The organism is Bordetella petrii (assembly GCF_017356245.1).
In the GTDB taxonomy this organism is placed as follows: Bacteria; Pseudomonadota; Gammaproteobacteria; order Burkholderiales; family Burkholderiaceae_B; genus Bordetella_A; species Bordetella_A petrii_D.
The window spans coordinates 667,579-692,503 of record NZ_JAFMZZ010000004.1 but is presented as its reverse complement, the minus strand read 5'-3'; the positions used below and the strand labels follow the sequence as shown (position 1 = coordinate 692,503).

General features: G+C 67.5%; 21 protein-coding genes. 9 read left to right on the top strand and 12 right to left on the bottom strand.

Features of this window, described 5'->3' with window-relative positions; genetic code table 11:
• Positions 1–26: 26 nt before the first annotated feature.
• The 4 genes from J2P76_RS21360 to J2P76_RS21345 all read right to left on the bottom strand — a co-directional run bounded on the left by J2P76_RS21360 (position 27) and on the right by J2P76_RS21345 (position 6,313).
• Positions 27–1,748, bottom strand: a complete 1,722-nt coding sequence (locus tag J2P76_RS21360) for a hydantoinase B/oxoprolinase family protein (protein ID WP_207409839.1) — start codon at positions 1,746–1,748, stop codon at positions 27–29.
• Positions 1,749–1,772: 24 nt separating this feature from the next.
• A complete protein-coding gene (locus tag J2P76_RS21355) occupies positions 1,773–3,818 on the bottom strand; it encodes a hydantoinase/oxoprolinase family protein (RefSeq protein ID WP_207409838.1) in 2,046 nt (681 codons plus the stop codon).
• A 226-nt stretch (positions 3,819–4,044) separates the two neighbouring features.
• On the bottom strand, positions 4,045–5,316 hold the full coding sequence (locus J2P76_RS21350) for an amidase (protein ID WP_207409837.1): 1,272 nt from the start codon (positions 5,314–5,316) through the stop codon (positions 4,045–4,047).
• A gap of 7 nt (positions 5,317–5,323) precedes the next feature.
• The gene (locus J2P76_RS21345; RefSeq protein WP_207409836.1) at positions 5,324–6,313 is read right to left on the bottom strand and encodes a tripartite tricarboxylate transporter substrate binding protein; all 990 of its coding nucleotides are present in this window, start codon (positions 6,311–6,313) and stop codon (positions 5,324–5,326) included.
• Positions 6,314–6,464: 151 nt separating this feature from the next.
• Here J2P76_RS21345 and J2P76_RS21340 point away from each other — a divergent pair, with 151 nt between their 5' ends.
• Positions 6,465–7,397 carry a LysR substrate-binding domain-containing protein gene (locus tag J2P76_RS21340; protein WP_207409835.1) on the top strand — a complete coding sequence of 311 codons (933 nt, stop codon included), beginning with the start codon at positions 6,465–6,467 and terminating at the stop codon, positions 7,395–7,397.
• A gap of 21 nt (positions 7,398–7,418) precedes the next feature.
• Here the strand turns inward: J2P76_RS21340 and J2P76_RS21335 are convergent, their stop codons facing one another.
• A complete protein-coding gene (locus J2P76_RS21335) occupies positions 7,419–7,763 on the bottom strand; it encodes a winged helix-turn-helix transcriptional regulator (protein WP_207409834.1) in 345 nt (114 codons plus the stop codon).
• Between the two features lie 73 nt (positions 7,764–7,836).
• Between J2P76_RS21335 and J2P76_RS21330 the strand changes: the two genes are divergently transcribed.
• On the top strand, positions 7,837–8,790 hold the full coding sequence (locus J2P76_RS21330) for an NAD(P)-dependent oxidoreductase (protein ID WP_347565362.1): 954 nt from the start codon (positions 7,837–7,839) through the stop codon (positions 8,788–8,790).
• Between the two features lie 51 nt (positions 8,791–8,841).
• Here the strand turns inward: J2P76_RS21330 and gyrB are convergent, their stop codons facing one another.
• From gyrB to dnaA, 3 genes are all read right to left on the bottom strand, one after another.
• Positions 8,842–11,295 carry a DNA topoisomerase (ATP-hydrolyzing) subunit B gene (gene gyrB, locus J2P76_RS21325; protein WP_207409833.1) on the bottom strand — a complete coding sequence of 818 codons (2,454 nt, stop codon included), beginning with the start codon at positions 11,293–11,295 and terminating at the stop codon, positions 8,842–8,844.
• Between the two features lie 90 nt (positions 11,296–11,385).
• The gene (dnaN, locus tag J2P76_RS21320; protein WP_207409832.1) at positions 11,386–12,495 is read right to left on the bottom strand and encodes a DNA polymerase III subunit beta; all 1,110 of its coding nucleotides are present in this window, start codon (positions 12,493–12,495) and stop codon (positions 11,386–11,388) included.
• Between the two features lie 2 nt (positions 12,496–12,497).
• The gene (gene dnaA, locus J2P76_RS21315) at positions 12,498–13,934 is read right to left on the bottom strand and encodes a chromosomal replication initiator protein DnaA (RefSeq protein ID WP_207409831.1); all 1,437 of its coding nucleotides are present in this window, start codon (positions 13,932–13,934) and stop codon (positions 12,498–12,500) included.
• 268 nt (positions 13,935–14,202) lie between these two features.
• On the opposite strand from dnaA, the gene rpmH reads away from it, so the two are divergent.
• The 7 genes from rpmH to J2P76_RS21280 all read left to right on the top strand — a co-directional run bounded on the left by rpmH (position 14,203) and on the right by J2P76_RS21280 (position 21,221).
• On the top strand, positions 14,203–14,337 hold the full coding sequence (gene rpmH / locus J2P76_RS21310) for a 50S ribosomal protein L34 (RefSeq protein WP_003800771.1): 135 nt from the start codon (positions 14,203–14,205) through the stop codon (positions 14,335–14,337).
• Positions 14,338–14,387: 50 nt separating this feature from the next.
• Entirely contained in the window at positions 14,388–14,759 is a 372-nt protein-coding gene (locus J2P76_RS21305; protein WP_207409830.1) for a ribonuclease P protein component, read from the top strand.
• Positions 14,756–15,028: a membrane protein insertion efficiency factor YidD gene (gene yidD, locus J2P76_RS21300; RefSeq protein WP_207409829.1), complete on the top strand. Its 273-nt coding sequence runs from the start codon at positions 14,756–14,758 to the stop codon at positions 15,026–15,028. Before J2P76_RS21305 ends, yidD begins: the two co-directional genes overlap by 4 nt.
• Before the next feature lie 61 nt (positions 15,029–15,089).
• Positions 15,090–16,778: a membrane protein insertase YidC gene (gene yidC, locus J2P76_RS21295; RefSeq protein ID WP_207409828.1), complete on the top strand. Its 1,689-nt coding sequence runs from the start codon at positions 15,090–15,092 to the stop codon at positions 16,776–16,778.
• Between the two features lie 279 nt (positions 16,779–17,057).
• Positions 17,058–18,059 (top strand): tripartite tricarboxylate transporter substrate binding protein, encoded by a 1,002-nt coding sequence (locus J2P76_RS21290; RefSeq protein ID WP_207409827.1) that lies wholly within the window; start codon positions 17,058–17,060, stop codon positions 18,057–18,059.
• A gap of 4 nt (positions 18,060–18,063) precedes the next feature.
• Positions 18,064–19,596 (top strand): sulfatase, encoded by a 1,533-nt coding sequence (locus J2P76_RS21285; RefSeq protein WP_207409826.1) that lies wholly within the window; start codon positions 18,064–18,066, stop codon positions 19,594–19,596.
• Positions 19,593–21,221, top strand: coding sequence for a GMC family oxidoreductase (locus J2P76_RS21280; protein ID WP_207409825.1), 1,629 nt, complete (start codon positions 19,593–19,595; stop codon positions 21,219–21,221). The genes J2P76_RS21285 and J2P76_RS21280 overlap by 4 nt, the downstream gene beginning before the upstream one ends.
• Positions 21,222–21,226: 5 nt before the next feature.
• Here J2P76_RS21280 and J2P76_RS21275 read toward each other — a convergent pair whose 3' ends face one another.
• From J2P76_RS21275 to J2P76_RS21260, 4 genes are all read right to left on the bottom strand, one after another.
• Complete coding sequence (locus J2P76_RS21275) at positions 21,227–21,415, bottom strand: hypothetical protein (RefSeq protein WP_207409824.1); 189 nt, start codon at positions 21,413–21,415, stop codon at positions 21,227–21,229.
• Positions 21,416–21,526: 111 nt separating this feature from the next.
• Positions 21,527–22,726 (bottom strand): M20 aminoacylase family protein, encoded by a 1,200-nt coding sequence (locus J2P76_RS21270; protein ID WP_207409823.1) that lies wholly within the window; start codon positions 22,724–22,726, stop codon positions 21,527–21,529.
• A gap of 145 nt (positions 22,727–22,871) precedes the next feature.
• Positions 22,872–23,930, bottom strand: a complete 1,059-nt coding sequence (locus J2P76_RS21265; protein WP_347565351.1) for an ABC transporter ATP-binding protein — start codon at positions 23,928–23,930, stop codon at positions 22,872–22,874.
• Positions 23,930–24,919 (bottom strand): ABC transporter ATP-binding protein, encoded by a 990-nt coding sequence (locus J2P76_RS21260; protein WP_431603438.1) that lies wholly within the window; start codon positions 24,917–24,919, stop codon positions 23,930–23,932. Before J2P76_RS21260 ends, J2P76_RS21265 begins: the two co-directional genes overlap by 1 nt.
• Positions 24,920–24,925 lie beyond the last annotated feature (6 nt).

The window sequence follows — 24,925 nt, the reverse complement described above, 5'->3', positions numbered from 1 at the left end:
AGCCGCCGCAGGCCGGCGGCGTGCCGTCAACCGGAAATGCCGTACAACGCCGTGGCCTGTTCCACAGAAAGCTTGCCGTCCGCAATGTCGGCCCGCACGGCCTGCGGGTCGCGCCCGGCCGGGTCGCCGTAGCCGCCGCCGCCGGGGGTCTGGACGATCACGCGGTCGCCCTTGTGCAGGTCGACCACCAGCTTGGAAGGAATCTCTTCCACCTGGCCGGAAGCGCGCACGATCACCGAGTGTTCGCAGGCGCCGCTGCCGCCGCCGGCCGAGCCCTGGGCCGGGCAGTAATGCCGCTCGCCACGGTGCGTGAAGATCGCGCTGCCGCCCAGCAGCTCGAATTCCTTGACCAGCCCCAGCCCGCCGCGGAACGTACCGGCCCCGCCCGAGTCGGCGCGCAATTCCAGCCGGTTCACGCGAATCGGCGCCTCGAGCTCCAATGCCTCGACCGGCAGGTTCATGCAGTTCGAAGCGTCCGTCTCGACCACGTCCACGCCGTCGCAGCGGCGGCTGGCGCCGCTGCCGCCGGTGATCAGCTCGCCCACCACATACGACTTGCCGTCGGCCTGCTTGCCGCCGAACGCCAAGGCCAGCAGCACGCCGGCCGAGTCGGCGGGCACCTTGTCGGGCAGGGCCTCTTTGAATGCGCCCAGGATGCAGCCGGTAATGCGCTTGATGGTGGCGGTGCGCGACCCCACCGGCGCCGGCTCTTCGGGGTTGACCAGCGTGCCCTTGGGCAAATGCAGCGACACGGGCCGGAAGCAGCCGGCATTGGTCGGAATCTCGGGATCGGTCAGCGCCCGTACCGCGAAGTACGCCGCCGCCTGGGACCCCGATTTGACGCAATTGAACGGGCCGCGCAGCTGCGGGCTGGTGCCGGTGAAATCGACATGCATGGCGCCGTTGCCCACCGTCACGGCCACCTCGATGCGCACGCGCTGCTCCAGGTCGATGCCGTCGTTGTCCAGCCAGTCCGCGTAGCGGTAAACGCCCGCCGGAATCGTGTCGAGCTGGGCGCGCGTCAGCGCCTCGGAATGCGCCAGCAGCGCGGCGAACACCGTCTCGAGCAGCGCAACGTCGTACACCGACGTCAATTCGACCAGGCGCCGGGCGCCGATGCGGCAGGCGGCGATCTGGGCATTGATGTCGCCCATGAACGTATCCGGGATGCGCACGTTCAGCCGCAGCAGGCTGACCAGCGTCTGGTTGATCTCGCCGGCCTCGAACAGTTTCAGCGGCGGAATGCGGATGCCTTCCTGGTAGATCTCGGTGGCGTTGGTGGGAATGGAGCCCGGAGTCATGCCGCCCACGTCCTGGTGGTGCGTCATGGTGGCCGACAGCGCGATCACCCGTCCGTCGACGAATACCGGCGCCACCAGCGCGATATCCGGCAGGTGCGTACCGCCCAGGTACGGGTCGTTCATGATGTAGATGTCGCCGTCGCGCATCGTGTCCAGCGGATATTCGCGCAGGATGGTTTCCACAATGGGGATCAGCGTCGCCAGGTGGATGGGCACGGCGCAGGCCTGCGCCAGCGACTCGCCGGCGGTGGTGAACAGGCTGGCCGAAGCATCCAGGCCTTCTTTCACGATCGGCGAGAACGAGCTGCGCAGCAGCGTCGATTCCATCTCGTTGGCAATGCCCTCCAGCTTGTTGCGCACTACCTCCAGGGTGATGGGGTCGGGGCGGGCCTGCGTCGTCTTGCCGGGCGAAAGCGCCGGGCGCTCGAGCGTAGCTTGATTCGTCATGATGTGCTCTCTGGCGTGTCGTGATTAACGGGTCAGAACGAGATTGCCGCCCTGGTCCACCTGGCCTTGCCAGCCGGGCTCGATCAGCGTGGTGGTGTCGGCTTGTTCGACGATGGCCGGCCCCTGGAACCGGAAGCCGGCCGGCATGGCCTCGCGGCGGTAGATGTCGGCCTGTACCGCGCTGTCCTGGCCCGCCACCAGGATGGCGCGCTGCCCGCGCTGCGGCGGCTCGTCGATGCACTGGTAGGCCGTGGTATCGATGCTGTCCTGGCCGCCCGCCTGGTGCACGGCCCGCAGGTTGACGATGCGCGCGGGCGTGCGGGTGCTGTAGCCGTAGATCCGCGCATGGGCCTGCAAGAATTCCTCGAACAGCAGGCCGCACGGGTCGTCGGCGTCGGGCAGCAGCGGCACTTCAATGGAATACGCCTGGCCGGCATAGCAGACGTCGGCGTAGTAGCGCACGGCGCTGCTGTCGGGCTGCGTCGCCTCATTGCGCATCAGCTCGGCGCACTGCGCATCCAGGGTATCCAGCACGGCGCGGATGGCCGGCACTTCGCTGGCTTGCAGCGCCTTGCCGAAGGCCAGCGAGCTTTCATGCTCGATGGGCGCGGCCAGCAGGCCGGCGGCCGACAGCACGCCCGGATAGCGCGGCACCACCACGCGCGATACGCCCAGTTCGCGCGCCAGCGGCACGATGTGCACGGCGCCGCCGCCGCCCAGCGGCATCAGCGTGAACTTGCGCGGGTCCAGGCCCTGGCGGATCGACACCAGGCGTATGCCTTCGGCCATCTGCGCATTCACGATGCGGTGTATGCCCAGCGCCGCCTGCTCGATCGTCATTCCCAGGGGCCGGGCGATTTTTTCCTGGATCGCCTCGCGCGATTTCTCCGGATACAGCTTCAGCGAGCCGCCGGCGAAGTAATCGGGGTTCAGGTAGCCCAGCACAATCGAGGCATCGGTTACCGTGGGGTTCTCGCCGCCGCGCCCGAAGCACACCGGGCCGGGCTCCGAGCCGGCCGAGCGCGGCCCCACGCGCAGCCCGCCGGCGGCGTCGATCCAGGCAATCGAGCCGCCACCCGCGCCGATGGAGTTCACGTCCACCATTGCCACGCGCACCGGGTAGCCGTCGATCACGCCTTCCGAGCGGATCATCGCCTTGCCCTTGCTGATCAGGGCGATGTCGCTGCTGGTGCCGCCAATGTCCACGGTGATCAGGTCGTCGGTGCCCGCCGCGCGGCCGGCGATCTGCGCGCCGATCACGCCCGCGGCGGGGCCCGACAGGAACAGCCGCACGGGGCGGCTGCGCGCCACCTGCGACGCCATCAGGCCGCCGCGCGACTGCATCACCTGAAACGGCGCCTGCACGCCGCTTTTCTTCAACCCGTTTTCCAGCCGCGACAAATAGCGGTCGATCACCGGCTTGACGTAGGCATCGAAGCCGGTGACCACCGTGCGCTCATACTCGCGAAAAGCCGGGTCCACTTCGTGCGACACCGCCAGGGTCAGGTCGGGATAGGCGGCCGAGATCAGCGCCTTGGCGCGCTGCTCGTGCTGTGGGTTGGCGAACGAGAACAGGAAGCAGATGGCCAGCGCATCGACCTTCTGCGCGACCAGCTCGGCCACCTGCCGCATCAGCGCGTCTTCATCCAGGGCCGTGACGATCGAGCCGTCGGCGGCGATCCGTTCCGGCACTTCCCGGCGCAGGTTGCCGGGAATCAGGAACGACGGCGTTTCCGACGACAGGATCACGTCGTACATGCGATGGCGCATCTGACGGCCGATTTCCAGCACGTCTTTGAAGCCCTGCGTGGTAATCAGCCCGACCTTGGCGCCCCGGCGTTCCAGCACGGCGTTGGTGGCCACGGTGGTGCCATGCACGAAGCGCTCGATGTACTTGGGATCCACGCCCCACTGGTCGCGGATGCGCCCGATGGCGTCGAACACCGCCAGGCTCTCGTCCTGGCGCGTGGTCGGGATCTTGAAGTAGCGCAATCGCCCGCTCGCATCGCGTCCAACCACATCGGTGAAAGTGCCGCCGATGTCCACGGCCACTTGCAATGCTTCAGGCATGTCACGTACCTCTCGAATGGAAACTTGAAATGGAAAGCGCACTTGGTTGTATCGCTGATCGATATATTTAAATCGATATACGCCATTAAGGTACGGGCCAGCGGCACCGGTGTCAACGTTTGCGCGGTGCACAAGGCACCGGGGTTTTCCCTAGCCACGGATGCGCCACGAAAAAAAACCCAGCCGTCTCCGGCTGGGTTCCTGGGTATCGCAAAACACGCGGCGGCTAGAGCGGTTCGGCGTGGGCCGCGATGAACTGCGCCGCGGCCAGCGTGCGAAAGTCGTCGCCATACGCGCCGATGGCCTGCGCGCCCAGCGGCAGCCCGCCCGGCCCGCGCGCAACCGGAAACGACACGCACGGCACGTGCAGCAGCGTCCACAGCGCCCCGAAGCGCGGCGAACCGGAATAATCCAGGCCCGCCTCGGCTTCGCCCTCGGCGGCCGGGTACAGCAGCACGTCCAGGCCGTCGAACAGCGCTTCGGCCTGCACCCGGGCATGCATCGCGCGCCGCGCCAGGGCCAGGTAATCGGGCAGCGAGGTCTGCTCGCCGGACTGCATGCGCGCCTGCAGCCGCGGGCTGAGCCGGGCATGATGGCGGGTGCGTTCGTAGGCCAGCGCCTGGCGCGCATCGTAGGCCACCATGCGGCCCTGGCCTTCGACCAGGTCTTCCAGCGCGGCGGGCAGTTCCACGCGGCGCACCTGCGCGCCGGCGGCCTCGATGCGGCGCGCCAGGGCTTCGATGGCCTGCACGGTCTCGGGCCGGGCATGTTCCCATTGGCGCGACAGGCAAAGGCCCACGCGCGGCCGTTCCAGCGGGCGCGGCACCAGGCGGTGCCCATTCAGGCCCGCGGCCAGGAACGCCGCATCGGCCACGTCCCGGGTAATCAGGCCGACCGTATCCTGCGTGGGGCTCAGCGCCGACACGCCGGCCGTGGACAACATGCCGAACGACGGCTTGTAGCCCACCACCCCGCAATACACGGCGGGCCGCACGATCGAGCCGGTGGTCTGGGTGCCCAGCGCCGCCACCGCCATGCCGTCGGCCACGGCGGCGGCCGATCCGCTCGACGAGCCGCCCGGCGTATGCGCCAGACCGCGCGGATTGCGCGCCTGGCCCGGCGTCTGGGTGGCGAATTCGCCGGTGGCCACCTTGCCCAGCAGCACCGCCCCCTGCTCGGCCGCGCAGGCCACCACGCCGGCATCGCGCCCGGGCATATAGCCCTCATAGATGGGCGACCCGAATGTGGTGGGGTAGTCGCGGGTCGCGATGACGTCTTTCACGGCATAGGGCAGGCCGCGCAGCAGGCCGCCCCCGGCTTCGGCGCGGGCCGCCGCATCGCGCACCCGCGCCGGATCGTGGGCCACGTAGGCGCGCACGTCGCCATCGCGCTGCGCGATGCGGTCCAGGTAGGCCCGGGCCAGCGCGCCCACGGTGGCCTGCCCGCTTTCCAGCGCCGCGGCGGCCTGCAGGGCGGTCAGTTCAGTCAGCGATTTCATGTCCGGCTCATTCCAGCGTGATGCCGGCCTGCTTGATCACTCGCGCCCACTTGTCGTGTTCGCTCTGCACAAAGCGCGCGAACTCCTGCTGCGTGCCCGGCTCGGCCGTGGCGCCCTGGGCCAGCAGCAGCTGGCGCACCTCGGCGGTGTCCAGGATGCGCGTCATCTCTGCATTCAGGCGCGCCACGATCGGGTCCGGCGTGCCCGCCGGCGCGAACAGACCGAACCAGCCATCCACTTCGTAGCCCGGCAGGCCGCTCTCGGCGATGGTGGGCACCTGGGGCAGCAATTCCGAACGGCGCGCCGAAGACACCCCCAGCGCCGTCAGCCGGCCCGCCTTGATGTGCGGCAGGCACACCGGCAGATTGCAGAACATCACCTGCACCCGGTTGCTCAGCAGGTCGGCCAGCGCGGCGCCGCCGCCCTTGTAGGGCACATGCAGCATCTGCGTGCCCGACATCGTCTTGAACAGCTCGGCCGACAAGTGCTGCGAGCCGCCCGCGCCGCCCGACGCATAGCTGTAGGCGCCGCTGTGCTGCTTCAGCTGGTCGATCAGTTCACGCACCGTATGCACCGGCACCGCGGCGGGCACCACCAGCACGTTGGTCACCGAGGCCACATTGGTGATCGGCGCGAAGTCCTTCATGGGATCGAACTTCAGGTCGTGGTACAGGCTGGGATTGATGGCATTGGTGCTGGCCGGGCCGAGCAGCAGCGTATAGCCGTCGGCCGGCGCGCCGGCCACATAGCCGGCGCCGATGTTGCCGCCCGCGCCCGCCTTGTTCTCGACGATCACCGTCTGGCCCAGCGCCTTGCCCAGCTTGTCGGCCGTGATGCGCGCCAGCTGGTCGGTTACGCTGCCCGGGCCGAAGGGCACGATCAGGTGCACGGGCTTGTCCGGATAGCCGGCGGCCTGCGCCGCGGCGCAGGCGCCGGCGGCAAGCAGCGCGGCAAGGCCCGCGCGTATTGTCCTGGATAGAAATTGAAATTGCGGCATGGATGGTTCCCCGATGTCCGGCCTGACGGCCGTGTCGAATGACGGATCCGTGCCCGGGCGCCAAAGCCCGGCACGTGCGGCACATCATAGGAAGCCCGGATTCATATATCCAATATAAAATTAGCCCGTCATCAGGTCGTTTTTTATCTTAATGGATGCGATCTCATTGTTCTCCAGGCAGGCCCGCGCGTTCATCGCCGTCGCGGAAGAACTGCACTTCGGCCGCGCCGCCCAGCGCCTGCACATCAGCCAGCCGCCGCTCAGCCAGCAGGTGCGGCAGTTTGAAGAACAGATGGGCATGCCCCTGCTGGTGCGCAACACGCGCTCGGTCCAGCTGACGCTGGCGGGCGCGCAGCTGCTGGCCAGCCTGCGGCAGATCCTGCACGACAGCGAAGCCGCGCTGATACGCGCCGGGCGCGCCGCCCGCGGCGAACTGGGCGCCCTTACCGTGGGCTTCACCAGCAGCGCAGCCTACAAAGTGCTGCCCGACATCGTGGCGCGCTACCGCGATGCCTGCCCCGGCATCGAACTCTCGCTGGTGGAACGCGAATCCGCCGAACTGCTCGACAGCCTGCTGGCCGAACGCATCGATATCGCCCTGATGCGCCGCCACGACGCGCTGGACGACCCGCGCCTGCTGTTCGACGTGGCCGAACGCGAGCCCCTGGTGGCGGCGCTGCCCGCGCGCCACCGCCTGGCGCGGCGCCCGAGCATCGCCCTGCAAGACCTGCATGGGCAAGACCTGGTCGGCTTTTCGGCCAGCGGCTCGCGCTACTTTCACGAATTGCTGGCCAAGCTGTTCGCCCAGGCCGGCGTGCGGCCGCATGTGGTGCACCAGAGCGTGCTGCCCACCATCCTGGCCCTGGTCGAGGCCAATGTCGGCCTGGCCCTGGTCCCGGCCTCGGTTACCGGGCTGCGCGGCTCGGCGGTGCGCTATCGCCCGCTGGCCGGCGGCGGGCAGGCCGCCATGTCCACCTTGTTCGCGGTGCGCCGCCACGATGGCCGCAATCCCGCCGTGGCGGGCTTCATGAACTTGCTGCTGCCGCGCCGCGCGGCGGCGTCGCGCAGGCGCCACACGCCGTAGGCAGGCCGCGGCGCAACGCCGTCAGGCATGGCCGGCGCGCGCGCGCCCGGCCTCGCTGTTCCGATATCGCTCGCCCCAGTCAGCCAGCGGCCCCATCGCCAGGTTCAGCGCATGGCCCCATTCGGTCACGCTGTATTCCACGCGCGGCGGCACTTCGTGGAACACGTGGCGGCCGACCAGGCCGTCGGCCTCGAGTTCGCGCAATTGCTGAATCAGCATCTTCTCGCTGATGCCGGGAACCAGGCGGCGCAGCTCGCCGAAGCGGCGCGCCTGCGCGTGCAGTTCCCACAGGATCACGGCTTTCCACTTGCCGCCGATCACTTCGAACGCCGGGCCGATGCCGCAATTCACGGGCAGATTCTTCATATCGGGCTTTCCTAAACTTACTAAATGGTAAGTACCTGACTTTATTGTAGGTACTTGACGATAAGAAAGCACTATTTCAACATGCCTGCCACACCAACTTCCAGGAAATTCCATCATGTCCACCACCGTTACCGTACTGGGCCTCGGCACCATGGGCGCCGCCATCGCCCGCCTGTTCCTCGAACAGGGCCGCCAGGTCACCGTCTGGAACCGCAGCGCCGGCAAGGCGGCGCCCCTGGCCGCGCTGGGCGCCCGGGCGGCCGCCACCGCCGCCGAGGCCATCCGCGCCAGCGACCTGGCCGTGATGATCGTGTACGACTACGCCGCCGCCCACGCCATCCTGGCCGCGCCGGGCGTAGCCGCCGCGCTGCGGGGCAAGACACTGGTGCAGCTGACCACGGGCAGCCCGGCCGAGGCGCGCGAGGCGCTGGCCTGGGCCACGGCGCACGGCGCTGCCTACCTGGATGGCGCCATCCAGGCCGCCCCCAGCCAGATGGGACAGCCGGACACCCCGGTGCTGCTGTCGGGCGATCCGCAGGCTTATGCGCGGGTGGCCGGCACACTGCGCGACCTGGCCGGCAACATCACTTACCTGGGCAGCCAGATCGACGCCGCCGCCGCCATGGACCTGGCCACGCTCTCGTACGTGTACGGCGCCACCGCCGGCTTCATCCACGGCGCCCTGATCGCCGAATCGCAGGGGCTGGACGTGGCGCAGCTGGGCAGCATCGTCGCCGGCATCTCGCCCAGCTTCGGCGCCTTCTTCCAGCACGAGGGCAAGGTCATCCAGAGCGGCGATTTCACCGTTTCGGAAAGCCCGCTGCGCATTTCGGTCGAAGCCGCGCGCCGCATTCTCGACAGCAGCAAGGCCGCCGGCATCAATACCGACATGCCCGCCTTCGTCGACAACTGGCTGCAACGCGCCGACGCGGCCGGGCTGGGCAACCAGGAACTGGCGGCGCTGATCAAGGTGATACGCCCGCGGGCCCAGGCGGCGTCATTGGGCTTTGCGCCTGCCGGCGCATGAAAAAAAGCCCGCCATGAAGGCGGGCCCTTGCCGATACCGCGGCGGCTTACGCTAAGCGTCGATGTTCGACGCCGACAGCGCATGCGTTTCGATGAACGCGCGGCGCGGCTCGACGTCGTCGCCCATCAGGGTGGTGAAGATCTCGTCGGCCGCGATGGCGTCTTCGATCTTCACGCGCAGCAGGCGGCGCACGGTGGGGTCCATGGTGGTTTCCCACAGCTGCTCGGGGTTCATTTCGCCCAGGCCCTTGTAGCGCTGCTTCGAGATGCCGCGCTCGGCTTCGCTGCGCAGCCACTGCATGGCTTCGCGGAAGTCGGCCACGAACTGCTCTTTGCGCTTGTCGCCTTCGCCGCGCGCCACTACCGCGCCGGCGCCGATCAGGCCCAGGAAGGTCTTGGCCGACTTGGCCAGCACGGCGTAGTCGGCGCCCTGCACGAAATCGGCGTCGATGACGCTGACGCGCACATTGCCGTGGTGCATGCGGCGCACCATCAGGCGATGCTGCTCGTGGGCTTCGTCGAATTCGGCAACGACCTCCACGCCGTTGCCCGCCACGGCTTCGTGCATGGCATCGGACAGGCGCTTGGCCGACGCGGCGGCGGCCTCGCCCGACGACAGGTCGATCTCGACCCCTTCGGCCATGGCCGACAGGGCATCCACATCGAACAGGCGCGTCAGCCGCGCGATCACGGCGTCGGCCAGCACGTACTGGCGCGCCAGCTCGGCCAGCGCCTCGCCGGTGATGGGCGCGGCGCCCTGCGCGGGCACCAGCTCGGCGTCTTTCAGCGCCAGCTGCAGCATGAACTGCGCTTCTTCCTGGTCGTCTTTCAGGTAGCGCTCTTCGCGGCCGACCTTCACCTTGTACAGCGGCGGCTGCGCAATATACACATAGCCGCGCTCGATCAGCTCGGGCATCTGGCGGTACAGCAGCGTCAGCAGCAGCGTGCGGATGTGCGCGCCGTCGACGTCGGCGTCGGTCATGATGATCAGGCGGTGGTAGCGCAGCTTATCGACGTTGAAGTCGGGGCCGATGCTGGTGCCCAGCGCCGTGATCAGGGTGGCGATCTGCTCGCTGGAGATCAGGCGGTCGAAGCGCGCCTTCTCGACGTTGAGCACCTTGCCGCGCAGCGGCAAAATGGCCTGGAACTTGCGGTCGCGGCCCTGCTTGGCCGAACCGCCGGCCGAGTCGCCCTCGACGATGTACAGCTCGCACAGCGCCGGGTCTTTTTCCTGGCAGTCGGCCAGCTTGCCGGGCAGGCCGGCGCCTTCCAGCACGCTTTTGCGGCGCGTCATTTCGCGCGCCTTGCGGGCGGCCTCGCGCGCGCGCGCCGCTTCGACGATCTTGCCGCACAGCGCCTTGGCGTCGTTGGGGTGTTCCAGCAGCCAGGTTTCCAGCGTGCGCGCCACGGCTTCTTCAACCGCCGGCCGCACCTCGCTGGACACCAGCTTGTCTTTGGTCTGGCTGCTGAACTTGGGTTCGGGCACTTTCACCGACAGCACGCAGGCCAGGCCTTCGCGCATGTCATCGCCCGAGGTCTCGACCTTGGCCTTCTTGGCCAGTTCGTTGTCGGCGATGTACTTGTTGATGACGCGGGTCATGGCCGCGCGCAGGCCGGTCATGTGCGTGCCGCCGTCGCGCTGCGGAATGTTGTTGGTGAAGCACAGCACCGTTTCGCTGTACGTGTCGTTCCATTGCATGGCCACTTCCACGCCCACCGGCACGCCGCCGGCGCTGGATTCGGCCGACACCGCGAACACGTTGGGGTGCAGCACGGTCTTGGAACGATTGATGTATTCGACAAAGCCGCGCACCCCGCCCGAGAACGCGAAGTTCTCTTCCTTGCCCTGGCGCTGGTCGACCAGGCGGATCTTCACGCCATTGTTCAGGAACGACAGCTCGCGCAGCCGCTTGGACAGCACGTCGTAGTGGTACTCGATGTTGTTGAAGATGACCGGGTCGGCCAGGAAGCGCACTTCGGTGCCGCGCTTGTCGGTGGTGCCGGTCACCGCCAGCGGAGCCACGCGCTCGCCCTGGCGGAATTCCATCTGGTGAACCTCGCCGTTGCGGCGGATGGTCAGCCGCAGCCATTCGGACAGCGCGTTCACGCACGACACGCCCACGCCGTGCAGGCCGCCGGACACCTTGTACGAGTTCTGGTCGAACTTGCCGCCGGCATGCAGTTCGGTCATGACGATTTCGGCGGCGCTGCGGCCGAATTCATCGTCTTTGTGGATGGCGGTGGGAATGCCGCGGCCGTTGTCGGTAACGGAAATCGAGTTGTCGGTGTGGATGGTGACAACGATGTCGTCGCAGTAGCCGGCCAGCGCCTCGTCGATGGCGTTGTCGACCACTTCGAACACCATGTGGTGCAGGCCCGTGCCGTCGGAAGTGTCGCCGATATACATGCCTGGGCGCTTGCGCACGGCCTCCAGCCCTTTGAGCATCTTGATCGAATCGGCGCCGTAGCCGCTGTTCTCGGGATTGCTGTTCTGCTGATCTGACATGTTGGTATCGCTAAGACTTCAAAAGACGGCCTGACGGCCGGACCGCGGCGGGCGGCACGCGCCCGCGCGGCATAAACCCCTGGGCGCGGATCAGATCCGCATGGGCATGACGACGTACTTGAACTGGTCGTCGTCGGGCAGGGTGAGCAGCGCCGACGCGTTCGCATCGGGCATGACCGACCATTGGATGTTCTCGGTCTTGACGTTGGCCAGCACGTCGAGCAGGTAGCTGACGTTGAAGCCCACGTCGAGGGCCTCGTGGCCGTAGTCGATGTCGAGCTCTTCCTGCGCCTCTTCTTGTTCGGCGTTGGAAGACGAGATCTTCATCTGGTTCTGCGCCAGCTGCAGGCGCACGCCCTTGAACTTGTCGGTGGTAAGAATGGCCGCGCGCTGCAGGCTGCCCTGCAGGGCCTCGCGGCTGATGACGAACTGGCGCGTGTAGTTGGTGGGAATCACACGCGTGAAATCGGGGAACTTGCCTTCCACCAGCTTGGACACCAGCTCGACGTCGCCGAAACGGAAACGGATCTGGCCCGGCGCCACGTCGATGGCGACGGGCTCGTCGGAGTCTTCAAGCAGGCGCTGCATTTCCAGCACGGTCTTGCGCGGCACGATGACTTCCTGGCGCTGGGCGATGCCGTCGGCTGCGGTGGCGCAATGGGCCAGGCGATGGCCATCGGTGGCCACCGCGCGCACATGGCCGGCTTCGAATACCAGCAGCATGCCATTCAGGTAATAGCGGATGTCTTGCTGCGCCATGGCGAAGTGCACCATGTTGAACAGGTGGCGCAGCGTGCGTTGCGGCAGCGTCAGGGAGACATCCCATTTTTCAGGTTGCGCAACGGTGGGGAATTCGCTGGCCGCCAGCGTTTGCAGCGCGAAGCGGCTTTTTGCCGATTGCACCGACAGCTTGTTGTTGGCCAGGCCCAGCTTGACCTCGCCGGTGTCGGGCAGGGCCTTCAGGATATCGAGCAGCTTGCGCGCCGCCACGGTGGTGGACTCGTTGTCCTGGCCTACGCCGAAATCGGCATGCGTGGTGATCTGGACTTCGAGGTCGGTCGCAATGAAGGAAACCTTGTTGCCTTCCTTGCGCATGAGGATGTTCGCCAGGATGGGCAGGGTATGGCGTCTTTCGACGATTCCCGCCACGGTCGACAGCGGTTTCAGCAATGCATCGCGCGTGGTTTGTACGAGTTGCATGTTCATCCTTTTAGAGTTTGTTCCAACACGTGCAGGGTATGGTTCAGCTCGGCCTGCTTGGCGCGGGCGTCGGAAATCTTGCGTACCGCGTGCAGCACGGTGGTGTGGTCGCGGCCACCGAACAGATCGCCGATTTCCGGCAGGCTTTTCTGGGTGAGCTCCTTGGCCAGGTACATGGCAACCTGGCGCGGCAAGGCAATATTGGCGGGCCGCCGTTTCGAGTACATGTCGGCGACCTTGATCTTGTAGAAGTCGGCCACGGTCTTCTGGATGTTCTCGACCGTGATCTGGCCGTTGGACACCGACAGCAGGTCTTTCAGCGCTTCTTTGCAGACATCGACCGACAGCACGTCGCGGCCATGGAAGCGGGCATAGGCCAGCACCTTGCGCAGCGCGCCTTCCAGTTCGCGCACGTTGCTGCGCAGGTGCTTGGCGATGAAGAAGGCCACTTCTTCGGGCATGGGCACGCCCTCGGACTCGGCCTTGCGCAGCAGGATGGCCACGCGCATTTCGAGTTCGGGCGGCTCGATGGCGACGGTCAGGCCCGAATCGAAGCGCGAGATCAGCCGGCTGTCGATGCCGGCCAGTTCTTTCGGGTAGGTGTCGCTGGTGATGATGATCTGCTTGCGCTGCGCGACCATGGCCTCGAACGCATAGAAGAATTCTTCCTGGGTGCGGCTTTTTCCGGAAAAGAACTGGATGTCGTCGATCAGCAGCAGGTCGAGCGAATGGTAGTAGCGCTTGAAGTCGTCGAACGCCTTGCGCTGGTACGCCTTGACCACGTCGGACACGTACTGGTCGGCGTGCACGTAGCGCACCCGCACGCCGGTGCCGGCGGCCACCATGGCATTGCCGATGGCGTGGATGAGGTGGGTTTTGCCCAGCCCCACGCCGCCGTACAGGAACAGCGGGTTGTACGAGATGCCGGGGTTCTCGGCCACCTGCAGCGCCGCCGCGCGGGCCAGCTGGTTGGCCTTGCCGGTGACGAAGTTTTCGAAGGTCAGGTCGGTGTTCAGGCGCGAACGCTCGTACACCACGCCGGCCGCATCGGCCTGCACCGCCGCCGCCACGGCGGTGGCCGCAACCGCCGGCGGCGCCTGGATGGGCGCGGCGCCCGGCGCGGCTGCCCCGCCGGCCGGAGCCGGCGCCGGCACGGCGGCCCGCGGGGCGGCCGGCATGCGCGGCCCCGCGCCGCCGGCGGGCAGCTCGAAAGCCACCTGCACCGGGCGCTGGAACCATTCGGCCGCCAGGGCCTCTATCTGGTGGGAGAAATTCTTGCGCACCCAGTCCAGCTTGAACCGGTTGGGCGCGGCAACGCGTAACACGGCCTGCGTCTCGTCGTACGCAAGCGGCACCAGCGGCCGTATCCAGGCGCTGATCTGTTGGGGGGGAAGTTCCTGCTCTAGACGACTGACGCAGGTCTGCCAGAATTCTTTCATGTCGCTCTTATTCAAACCTCGATTCTACCTTGCCTGGGGGTGGGTTATCCACAGGCTGCCGCTGTTGCGTCCCTGTCTTTCGGCCGTAACTGTTTGACAAGGCAGAGAAAACTTGCTGAAATGATGGGCTTTTCCGAATTCTGTCTGTCAGAAGGTTCTTTTTATGTACGCCGGGGGCCGCCCCCGCCGTTATTTGCGCCAGGGCCCGCCCTGGCCGGGAACCCGTCGGGCAGGTCCCTTCTGACGTTGTTCTTTTTGTGGATCGTCCATGAAACGCACCTACCAACCTTCCGTTACCCGCCGCAAGCGTACCCACGGCTTTCGCGTGCGCATGAAAACCCGCGGCGGCCGTGCCGTGCTGAACGCCCGCCGCGCCAAGGGCCGCAAGCGCCTGGCCGTGTAAGGCCGGCACCGGGTCTTTCCGCCTTTCGCGTATCGCCGCACCGGTCGTTCATGCCGCGCGCCACGCTTCCTCCCGAGGCGCGGCTGCATCGCCCCTCTGAGTTTGCCGCTGCCCTGAAAGGGCGCCGGCTGGCCCGAGGGGCTTTCTTCATTCTCAGCGCCGCGCCCGCCAGCCAGCCCCCCGGGCAGGCCGCCCAGGCACGCCTGGGCATGGTCATCGCCAAGCGCTACGCGGCCCACGCCAGCACGCGCAACGCCCTCAAGCGCGTCATCCGCGAAGCCTTCCGGCATTGCCGGCTGCAGCTGCCGCCGCAAGACTACGTGCTGCGGCTGCACAGCAAGCCCGCGCCGGCCTCGCTAACCGCGCTGAAGCGGCTGGCGCGTGACGAAGTAGACGCTCACTTCGCTCGGGTACGGCAATGATCAAGGCTCTACTGATCGCCCCCATGCGGTTCTACCGGTTTTTCCTCAGCCCCTGGCTGGGGCGGCAATGCCGGTTCACGCCCACCTGCTCGGCCTACGCCATCGAAGCCATCGAGCGGCATGGCGCCTGGCGCGGCAGCTGGATGGCGGCGCGCCGCATCGGCCGATGCCACCCGTGGTCGCCGGGCGGACACGACCCGGTTCCGCCCCCGCACCATCCCGATTCGCCCCCGTGCTGCACGCATCAGCGCCGCACCGGTCCCAATTGACGCTAAACTCGCGGGTTTGCCGCTCCCTTTCCGGCCGGCCCGCATCCTTACCGTAGGCACTATGGATATCCGACGAACCATCCTCTGGATGATCTTCTCCTTCTCGCTGTTGCTCCTGTGGAACAACTGGCAAATCCATAACGGCAAGCCGTCGTTGTTCGGAACGCCCCCCGCAGCCAGCAGCGCCAAGCCGGCCGAAGCGCAGCAGCCGGCCGCCAACGGGCAGGCCGCCACGGCTTCGGTGCCCACCACGCCCGCCGCCGCGCCCAGCACGGTGCCCGGCGCCACGGCCGCGCCGGCCGCCGCCAAGGCCGAGCAGGTGGTGGTTACCACCGACGTCCTGCGCCTGACCTTCGACACCACCGGCGCCCAGCTGGTGCGCGCCGAACTGCTCAAGTTCCCCACCTCGGGCCAGCCCAACAAGCCCACCGTGCTGCTCGACCGCTCGCCCGAACTCACCTACGTGGTGCAGTCCGGCCTGATCGGCGCCCCCGACGGCCAGAGCTTCCCCAACCACCAGACCCCGTTCCGCCTGGTATCCAGCGACCACGAGCTCAAGGGCGACAGCCTGCAGGTGGTGTTCGAGGCCGACTCGGGCGGCCTGAAAGTCACCAAGACCTACACCCTGCATCGCGGCCGCTACGACATCGACGTCCAGCACTCGCTGGCCAATATCTCCGGCGCACCGCTGTCGCCGTCGCTGTACCTGCAGCTCGAGCGCGACGGCAACGACCCGGCCGACACGTCCAGCTTCTATCACACCTTCACCGGTGTCGCGGTTTACTCCGAACAAGACAAGTTCCAGAAGATCACCTTCTCGGACATCGCCAAGGGCAAGGGCAGCTACATCAAGCAGGCCGACAACGGCTGGCTGGCGATCGTGCAGCACTACTTCGCCACCGCCTGGGTGCCCCCGCAGGGCAAGCCGCGCACCAACGAACTGCTGCAGGTGCAGCCCAACCTGTACGCCGCGCGCAGCATCGAGGCCGTCGGCGCGGTGCAGCCCGGCGCCACCGCCCAGGTCGATTCCCGCCTGTGGGTGGGCCCGCAAGACCAGAAAGCCATGGCCGCCGTGGCGCCCGGCCTGGAGCTGGTGGTCGACTACGGCTGGCTGACCATCATCGCCAAGCCGCTGTTCTCGCTGCTGACCTGGCTGCACGGCCTGCTGGGCAACTGGGGCTGGGCCATCGTCGCCCTTACCGTCATCATCAAGGCGGTGTTCTTCCCGCTGGCCGCCGCCAGCTACCGCTCGATGGCGCGCATGAAGCAGGTGGCCCCGCGCCTGCAGGCCCTGAAAGAAAAGTACGGCGACGACCGCCAGAAACTCAATCAGGCCATGATGGAGATGTACCGCACCGAAAAGATCAACCCGCTGGGCGGCTGCCTGCCCATGGTGGTGCAGATCCCGGTGTTCATCGCCCTGTACTGGGTGCTGCTGGCCAGCGTCGAAATGCGCGGCGCGCCGTGGATCCTGTGGGTGCATGACCTGTCGGTGCGCGACCCGTACTTCATCCTGCCGGCGGTCATGATGGCCACCATGTTCCTGCAGATCAAGCTGAACCCCACGCCGCCCGATCCCATCCAGGCCAAGGTCATGATGATCATGCCGCTGGTGTTCGGCGGGATGATGTTCTTCTTCCCGGCCGGCCTGGTGCTGTACTGGTGCGTCAACAACACGCTGTCCATCGCGCAGCAGTGGACCATCACGCGCAACCTCCAGCGCAAGACAGAGGCCGCGGCCAACCGCTAGCGGCCGCCGGCGCTGCCGACGGCATACGACGCCCCCAAGGCATGCCACGCCTTGGGGGCGTTGCCATTTCCGGCTCCATGCCGACGCGGCCGCAGCTACATAAATCTCCTTGACATAGACTGTGTGACGGTCGTATGGTTTATAGAACCTTTAGATGAATCGACCGCGATCGCCCTTTTCATAACAACGATCCGGCCGGGCCGGCAACGCACCGGCGTGCCTTACCCCGCACGTCGCCGCGCGCCACGGCACCGGCCAGGCACACCCAAGGAGACAACCATGAAGCACAGCACCCGCCGCAGCCCCGCGCACTGGTGCCGCAGGATCATCGCCGGCGCGCTCGGCGCCATGCTGGCCGGCGGCATGGCCGCCGCGCAGGCCGCCTATCCCGACCAGCCCATCCGCATCATCGTGCCCTGGCCGGCGGGCGGGCTGGTGGACCTGCCGGCCCGCCTGCTGGCCGACAAGCTGCAGGCGGAGCTGGGCGGCACCGTGATCGTCGAGAACAAGACGGGCGCGGGCGGCACCATCGGAGCCGACACGGTCGCCAAGGCCCCGGCCGATGGCTACACATTGATGGTGACCACCAGCGCCATTGCCATCAACCAGGCTATCGGGCTGCCGCAGCCCTTCAACTTGCTGAAAGACTTCCAGCCGGTGGCGCCGCTGGCCTATGCGCCCCTGTTGCTGGTTACGCATCCCACGCGCGGGCCCAAATCGCTGGCCGACCTGATCGCGCGCGCCCGCGCGACGCCGGGGCAGCTGAACTACGCGTCGGCCGGCAACGGCACGCCCGGCCACCTGGCGGGCGAATGGCTGAAGGCCCGCGAACATCTCGACATCGTGCACGTGGCCTACAAGGGCGGCCCGCCCGCCATGACCGACCAGATCGGCGGACGGGTCGACTTCCATTTTGCCAATGCCGCCGTGGCGCTGCCGCAAATCAAAGCGGGCAAAATTACCGCGCTGGCGGTGGCCAGCGACAAGCGCATGCCGCAGTTGCCGCAAGTGCCCACCATGGCCGAAGCCGGCGAGCCCGGCTTCAACACCGACCAGTGGATCGGCCTGCTGGCGCCCAAGGCCACGCCCGCCGCGGTAATCGAACGCCTGAACCAGGCCGCCTCGAAGGCCCTGGCCGACCCCAAGGTTCGCGACGCCATGACACGCAGCGGCATCACGGCGGCCGAACCCGCCAGCGTGGCGGCCTTCAGCACCGAGGTCGGCACCGATCTCGACAAATGGACGGGTATCGTCCGCAGCGCGCATATCAAGGTGGAGTAGGCTCATGCGCACCATTTTTGTGCTGTTCGACTCGCTGATGCGCTCGGCGCTGCAATGCTACGGCGGCACGGCCATCGACACGCCCAACTTCAACCGGTTCGCGCAGCGCGCCATCACGTTCGAGCGGCATTTCGTGGGCAGCCTGCCCTGCATGCCCGCGCGCCGCGAGATGCATACGGGGCGGCTGAACTTCCTGCACCGCAGCTGGGGCCCGCTGGAACCCTTCGACCAGTCGTTCGCCCAGCTGCTGGGCGCGCACGACATCTACACGCACCTGGTGTCCGACCACTACCACTATTGGGAAGACGGCGGCGCCACCTATCACAACCGCTACAACACCTGGGAATTCGTGCGCGGCCAGGAATGGGACAAGTGGAAGGCCATGGTGCAGCCGCCGCTCGAGCGTTTCCGCGCCATGTACCACCCGATGCAGCAGCCCGCGGGCAAGAACGACGGCCGCACCCAGGCGATGGTGAACCGCGAGTTCATGCGCGACGAGGCCGACTACTGCTGCCCCCGCACGTTCGCCGCCGGCTTCGAGTTCCTGGAACGCAACCGTACGGCCGACAACTGGCTGCTGCACCTGGAATGCTTCGACCCGCACGAGCCCTTTCATGCGCCGGCGCATTACCGCGAACGCTATCCCAGCGACTACGACGGCCCCATCCTGGACTGGCCGCGCTACAAGCGCAGCACTGAATCCGCCGCCGAAATCGCCGAACTGCGCGCCAACTACGCCGCGCTGGTGGCGATGTGCGACCGCCATTTCGGCCGCCTGCTCGACTTCCTGGACGAGCACGACATGTGGAAAGACACGGCCGTCGTGCTGACCACCGACCACGGGTTCCTGCTGGCCGAGCACGACTGGTGGGGCAAGAACCGCATGCCGTTCTACAACGAGATCGCGCATATCCCGCTGATCGTCCACCATCCCGACTGCGCCGCCCAGGCCGGCGAACGCCGCCAGGCGCTGACGCAGACCATCGACATCATGCCGACGCTGCTGGCGCTGCATGGCGTGGCCGCGCCGCCCACCTGCAACGGCCGCTCGCTGCTGCCGCTGCTCAAGCAGGACGGCCCCGGCCGCGAAGCCGCGCTGTACGGCATGTTCGGCGCCGGCACCAATATCACCGACGGCCGCTATACCTACTTTCTGTACCCCGAAGACATGACCCGGCAACAGCTGTACGAATACACGCTGATGCCCATGCACTTGAAAACCATGTTCCACGTCGATGACCTGCGCGGCGCCGAGCTCGCGCCGCCGTTCGCGTTCACGCAGGGCGTGCCGGTGCTGAAAGTGCCGGCGCGCCGCAACGACCGCGGGCAGCCCACCGGCCACCAGGGGCAGGGTGGCGGATACGAAGACACCACCACGGTGCTCTATGATCTGGACAGCGACTACGCGCAGCAGCATCCGTTCCGCGATGCCGCCATCGAGCGCCGGCTGCAGGAGCTGATGATGAAGATCATGTGCGACAACGACGCGCCGCCCGAGGCCTACCAGCGCCTGGGCCTGCAGGTGCCCGCGCCATGAACGGCGGCAGGCAGGCCAGGGGCGGCTACGACTACATCATCGTGGGCGCCGGCTCGGCGGGCTGCGTGCTGGCCAACCGCCTCAGCGCCGACCCGCGCTGCCGCGTGCTGCTGCTGGAAGCCGGCGGCAAAGGCGGCAACTTCTGGCTGCGCCTGCCCATCGGCTATTTCCGCACCATCTACGACCCGCGCTTCTCGTGGCAATTCCAGACCGAGCCGCAGGACGCCACCGGCAACCGGTCCATCGTGTGGCCGCGCGGGCGCGTGCTGGGCGGATCCAGCGCCATCAATGGCCTGCTGTATATCCGCGGCCAGCACGCCGACTTCGACGACTGGCAGCAATCGGGCGCCGACGGCTGGGGCTATCGCCAGGTGCTGCCGTTTTTCAAGCGTTCCGAGCGCCACGAGGCCGGCGCCAGCGAATACCACGGCGGCTCGGGCGAGCTGTGCGTTTCCGAGCTGCGCAACGACCATCCCTACTGCCAGGCATGGCTCGAGGCCGGCGCCGAGGCCGGCTACGGCCGGAACCCGGATTTCAACGGCGCGCGCACCGAGGGCCTGGGCGCCTACCAGCTGACCCTGCGCGGCCACTGGCGCTGCGACGCCGCCTCGGCATTCCTGGCGCCCGTCCTGCGGCGGCCCAACCTTACCGTGCTGACCGGCGTGCACGTCACGCGCGTACTGGTCAGGCAGGGGCGGGCCACCGGGGTCGAATGGCTGCGCGACGGCGCGCCGCACTCGGCGCGCGCCGAGTCCGAAGTACTGCTGGCGGCCGGCGCCCTGCAATCGCCCCAGCTGCTGCAATTGTCGGGCATCGGCCCGGCGGATCTGCTGCAGCGGCACGGCATCGCGGTTCACGCAGACCTGCCCGGGGTGGGCGAAAACCTGCAAGACCACTACCAGGCGCGCGTCATCGTCAAGCTGCGCAAGAAAATGTCGCTGAACGACCAGTCACGCAGCGTACCGGGCCTGCTGTCGATGGGCGCGCGCTGGCTGTTCCGCCAGTCGGGCCCCCTGACCGTCGGCGCCGGGCAGGTGGGCGGCATGGTGTGCAGCGAGCACGCCGTGGGCGGGCGGCCCGACCTGCTGTTCAATGTAATGCCCCTGTCGGTAGACAAGCCCGGCGACCCGCTGCACCGCTTTTCGGGCTTCTCGGCGTCTGCCACGCAGTGCCGCCCGCTGTCGCGCGGCCATGTGCGCATCCGCGCGGCCGATCCGCTGCAGCCGCCGGCCATCGTCACCAACTACCTGACCGAGGCGCACGATGCCCGCGTGCTGGTGTCGGGGCTGAAGCAGTTGCGCGACATCTTCCAGCAGCCGTCGTTCCGCGGCCTGATCACCCCGGACGAATACCTGCCCGGCAACGCGATCACGCAGGACGCCGCCCTGGAGCAGTTCGCCCGCCACCATGGCGGCACGGTTTTCCACGCCAGCGGGTCGTGCAAGATGGGGAACGATGCGTCCGCGGTGGTAGACCCGGAACTGCGGGTGCACGGCATTGCCGCGCTGCGGGTCATCGACGCGTCGGTCATGCCCACGATGGTGTCCACCAATACCAACGCCGCCAGCATCATGATCGGCGAAAAGGGCGCCGACCTGGTGCTGCGCGCGGCAGGCCGGCGCTGAGCCGGCTAGCGCTGTACGGCGGCCGCGCCGGCCGGGGCATCGACCGGCGATGCGGCTTGGGCCAGCGCCGGGGTGGGCGACAGCAGCGCCAGCAGGGCGATCACCAGCGCCAGCGCCATGGCGCCGGCATAGCGAGCCAGGCGCGAATCGGCCGCGGGGCTTTCGCGGCGCACGGCATTACTGGCAACAGACATGGGTGGCTCCGGCATTCAGAGCAGCCCATTATGCAAACGCGGCCCGCCAATTCAAACGAAGTTATCGGTGTTTGAACAGAGCCTGGCGTCATATAGGCGCCGCCGGGGGCTTCAGGCGGCCGGCAGGAACTTCTGCACCAGCTTCACCCAGTAGGTGGCGCCCACCGGCAGCAGGGCGTCGTTGAAGTCGTAATTGGGGTTATGCAGCTGGCAGGGGCCCATGCCATGGTAGGTGGCCATGCGGTGGTCGCCGTCGCCGTTGCCCAGGAACAGGTAGCAGCCCGGCACCTTCTCAAGGTAGAAGGAAAAGTCCTCGGCTCCCATGAAGGCCGGAATCTCGCAATTGACCTGCTCGTCGCCAAACGCCTCGCGCGCCACCTGGGCGGCAAAGGCGGTTTCTTTTTCCCAGTTCACCAGCGGCGGGTACGAGCGCACGAAATCCAGTTCGCCGGTGGCGCCGTAGACCTGCGGCAGGCTGGTGGCGATGCGCCGCATACCGTCTTCGATCTGGTCCAGCACGTCCACCGTGTAGGTGCGCACCGTACCGCGCAGCACAGCCTCGCCGGGAATGACGTTGTATGCGTCGCCCGCATGGATCTGCGTAATGGTCAGCACCGCCGATTCGAGCGGATCTTTGCTGCGCGAGATCAGCGTCTGCAGCGCATGCACCATGTCGGCCGCCACCACGATGGGGTCGACCGCGCGGTGCGGCTGCGCGGCATGGCCGCCCACGCCGCGGATGGTGATGTCCCAGCGATTGCTCGACGCCATGGCCGGCCCGCTGCGAAAACCGAACTGGTTGGCCGGCATGCCGGGCATGTTGTGCAGCCCGAACACCGCGTCGCAAGGAAATTTGTCGAACAGCCCGTCCTGCATCATCGCGCGCGCGCCGGCATTGCCGCCTTCTTCGGCCGGCTGGAAAATGAAGATCACCGTGCCGTCGAAATCGCGGTGCCTGGCCAGGTACTCGGCCGCCCCCAGCAGCATGGTGGTATGGCCATCGTGGCCACAGCCGTGCATGCGGCCGTCGATGGTGGATTTGTGCGCGAAGCGGTTGTGCTCGGGCATCGGCAGCGCGTCCATGTCGGCCCGCAGGGCCACGGTCTTGCCGCCGGTACCCGCTTTCAGCACGCCCACCACGCCGGTCTTGCCGAAGCCGGTGTGCACCTCGATACCGAAACTGCGCAGCCGCTCGGCCACCAGCGCCGAGGTGCGCGTCTCGTTGAACGCCAGCTCAGGATGCGCATGGATATCGCGCCGCAGCGTGGTCAGGTCGGCATGGGCGCATTCGATTTCATCTAGGGTTTTCATGGCGAGGCTCGGTGTTCTGCTGAAAAGGGGCTTTGTGTCCAGGTTTTGTAGCATACCGCCGGGCGGGTATGCCGCAGTGGACAGATTGGTTCTAGATCCAGGTGTCTGGCTCCGCAGGTGCCGGACACCAACACACAACAGCCATTCAATCGGCCCCCCGCCCCGGCTCATCATTCAAATGACATGCGCTGGCATGCCCCGGCGCGATGTCCCGCAGCAGCGGGCGCTCCACCGAGCAGCGCGGCATCGCATGCGGACAGCGCGGATGGAAAGCGCAGCCGGTCGGCGGCGCCAGCGGCGAAGGCAGCTCTCCCTTGATGGGCCGGTAGTCGCGCCGGCCCGGCCGCAGGTCGGGCAGCTCTTTCAGCAGCGCCTGCGTATAGGGATGGTTGGCGCGCGAAAACACCGCATCGGTAGACGCGATCTCGACGATGCGGCCCAGGTACATAATGGCCACCCGGTCCGAAATATGGCTGACCACGCTCAGATTGTGGCTGATGAACAGATACGTCAGGTCCAGGTCGCGGCGCAGCTCGGCAAACAGGTTCAGCACCTGCGCCTGGATCGACACATCCAGCGCCGCCACGGCCTCGTCGCACACGATTACCGACGGCTTCAACGCCAGGGCGCGCGCAATGCCGATGCGCTGGCGCTGGCCGCCCGAAAACTGGTGCGGGTAGCGCTGCGCATAAGCGGCGTCCAGGCCCACCTGGCGCATCAGGCCCGCCACATAATCGGCCTTCTCGCCGGCGCGGATCAGCCTGTGCGCCACCGGCGCCTCGCCAATGATGTCCAGCACCCGCATGCGCGGATTCAGCGACGCGTAGGGGTCCTGGAAAATCATCTGCACGCCCAGCTCATAGGCGCGCCGCTCGGCCGCCGGCATCTGCGCCACCGGCTTGCCCTGGTAATGGATCTGCCCGTTGGTGGGCCGCAGAATGCCCGACACCATCCGGCCCAGCGTCGACTTGCCGCAGCCCGATTCGCCCACAATGCCGATCACCTCGCCGGGGCGCACATCCAGGTCGACGCCGGCCACGGCCTGCACCACCAAAGTCTTCAGGCCCGCGCCGAACAGGTTGGCGATGCGGCCGGCCAGGTCCACCGGCTGCACAAAATGCTGCTCGACCTCGCGCAGCGACAGGATCGGCGCCGCATCGGGCGATGCCGCCCGGGGCGACGGAATGGGCGCGGCGGTCTGCACTACGGTTCTCCTGCGTGCCAGCAGCGGGCCCAGTGGCCGGGCCGGTGCTCGACCGCCTGCGGCGCCTGCGTACAGGCATCGGTGGCGCGCGCGCAGCGCGTGCGGAACGCACAGCCCTGCGGCAGGTTCAACAACGACGGCGTCATGCCCGGAATAGGGTCGAGCGCATGGCCGCGCGTCTGCGGCGTGGGAATCGACGCGATCAGCCCGTGCGTATAAGGATGCAGCGGCCGGCCGATCACGTCGGCCGTGGTGCCGGTTTCCACCACGCGGCCCGCGTACATTACCGCCACCCGGTCGGCCAGGCCCGCCACCACGGCCAGGTCATGCGTAATCCAGATCAGCCCGGTGCCGGTCTCCTGGCACAGCTTCTGCATTTCGTACAGGATCTGTCCCTGGATGGTGACATCCAGCGCGGTGGTGGGCTCGTCCGCGATGATCAGGCGCGGCGCGTTCAGCAGCGCAATGGCGATGGCCACGCGCTGGCGCATGCCGCCCGAAAGCTGGTGCGGATAGGCGCGCAGGCGCTCCTGCGGCGACGGGATCCCCACCTTGGTCAGGGCCTGCAGCGCGCGCGCGTGCGCCTCGGCCCGGCCGACCCGGCGGTGCGCCCGCACCGTCTCGATCATCTGCGTATCGACGCGCAGCACCGGGTTCAGCGTCATCATCGGATCCTGGAAGATCATCGCGATGTCGCTGCCGCGCAGCTCGCGCCAGCGCCGCGGCGAAGCCTGGCGCAGGTCTTCGCCGTTCAGGCGGATCTCGCCGTCGACCACGCGGCCCGGCGCGTCCACCAGCCCCAGCAGCGAGAACCCGGTAATGCTCTTGCCCGAGCCCGACTCGCCCACCAGGCCCAGGATCTCGCCCGGCGCCACCGACAGATCCACGCCGTCCACCGCCTTGACCACGCCGGCCCGCGTGAAAAAATGCGTCTTCAGCCCGCGCACGTCGAGCATGGGCGCGGCGGCGGCAGGGTTGGCGTTGTCCATGGCCGG

Coding starts and splice junctions, on each gene's coding strand:
- J2P76_RS21360 (WP_207409839.1), bottom strand. CDS start 1,748: ATGACGAATCAAGCTACGCTCGAGCGCCCGGCGCTTTCGCCCGGCAAG.
- J2P76_RS21355 (WP_207409838.1), bottom strand. CDS start 3,818: ATGCCTGAAGCATTGCAAGTGGCCGTGGACATCGGCGGCACTTTCACC.
- J2P76_RS21350 (WP_207409837.1), bottom strand. CDS start 5,316: ATGAAATCGCTGACTGAACTGACCGCCCTGCAGGCCGCCGCGGCGCTG.
- J2P76_RS21345 (WP_207409836.1), bottom strand. CDS start 6,313: ATGCCGCAATTTCAATTTCTATCCAGGACAATACGCGCGGGCCTTGCC.
- J2P76_RS21340 (WP_207409835.1), top strand. CDS start 6,465: ATGGATGCGATCTCATTGTTCTCCAGGCAGGCCCGCGCGTTCATCGCC.
- J2P76_RS21335 (WP_207409834.1), bottom strand. CDS start 7,763: ATGAAGAATCTGCCCGTGAATTGCGGCATCGGCCCGGCGTTCGAAGTG.
- gyrB (WP_207409833.1), bottom strand. CDS start 11,295: ATGTCAGATCAGCAGAACAGCAATCCCGAGAACAGCGGCTACGGCGCC.
- dnaN (WP_207409832.1), bottom strand. CDS start 12,495: ATGCAACTCGTACAAACCACGCGCGATGCATTGCTGAAACCGCTGTCG.
- dnaA (WP_207409831.1), bottom strand. CDS start 13,934: ATGAAAGAATTCTGGCAGACCTGCGTCAGTCGTCTAGAGCAGGAACTT.
- rpmH (WP_003800771.1), top strand. CDS start 14,203: ATGAAACGCACCTACCAACCTTCCGTTACCCGCCGCAAGCGTACCCAC.
- J2P76_RS21305 (WP_207409830.1), top strand. CDS start 14,388: ATGCCGCGCGCCACGCTTCCTCCCGAGGCGCGGCTGCATCGCCCCTCT.
- yidD (WP_207409829.1), top strand. CDS start 14,756: ATGATCAAGGCTCTACTGATCGCCCCCATGCGGTTCTACCGGTTTTTC.
- yidC (WP_207409828.1), top strand. CDS start 15,090: ATGGATATCCGACGAACCATCCTCTGGATGATCTTCTCCTTCTCGCTG.
- J2P76_RS21290 (WP_207409827.1), top strand. CDS start 17,058: ATGAAGCACAGCACCCGCCGCAGCCCCGCGCACTGGTGCCGCAGGATC.
- J2P76_RS21285 (WP_207409826.1), top strand. CDS start 18,064: ATGCGCACCATTTTTGTGCTGTTCGACTCGCTGATGCGCTCGGCGCTG.
- J2P76_RS21280 (WP_207409825.1), top strand. CDS start 19,593: ATGAACGGCGGCAGGCAGGCCAGGGGCGGCTACGACTACATCATCGTG.
- J2P76_RS21275 (WP_207409824.1), bottom strand. CDS start 21,415: ATGTCTGTTGCCAGTAATGCCGTGCGCCGCGAAAGCCCCGCGGCCGAT.
- J2P76_RS21270 (WP_207409823.1), bottom strand. CDS start 22,726: ATGAAAACCCTAGATGAAATCGAATGCGCCCATGCCGACCTGACCACG.
- J2P76_RS21260 (WP_431603438.1), bottom strand. CDS start 24,919: ATGGACAACGCCAACCCTGCCGCCGCCGCGCCCATGCTCGACGTGCGC.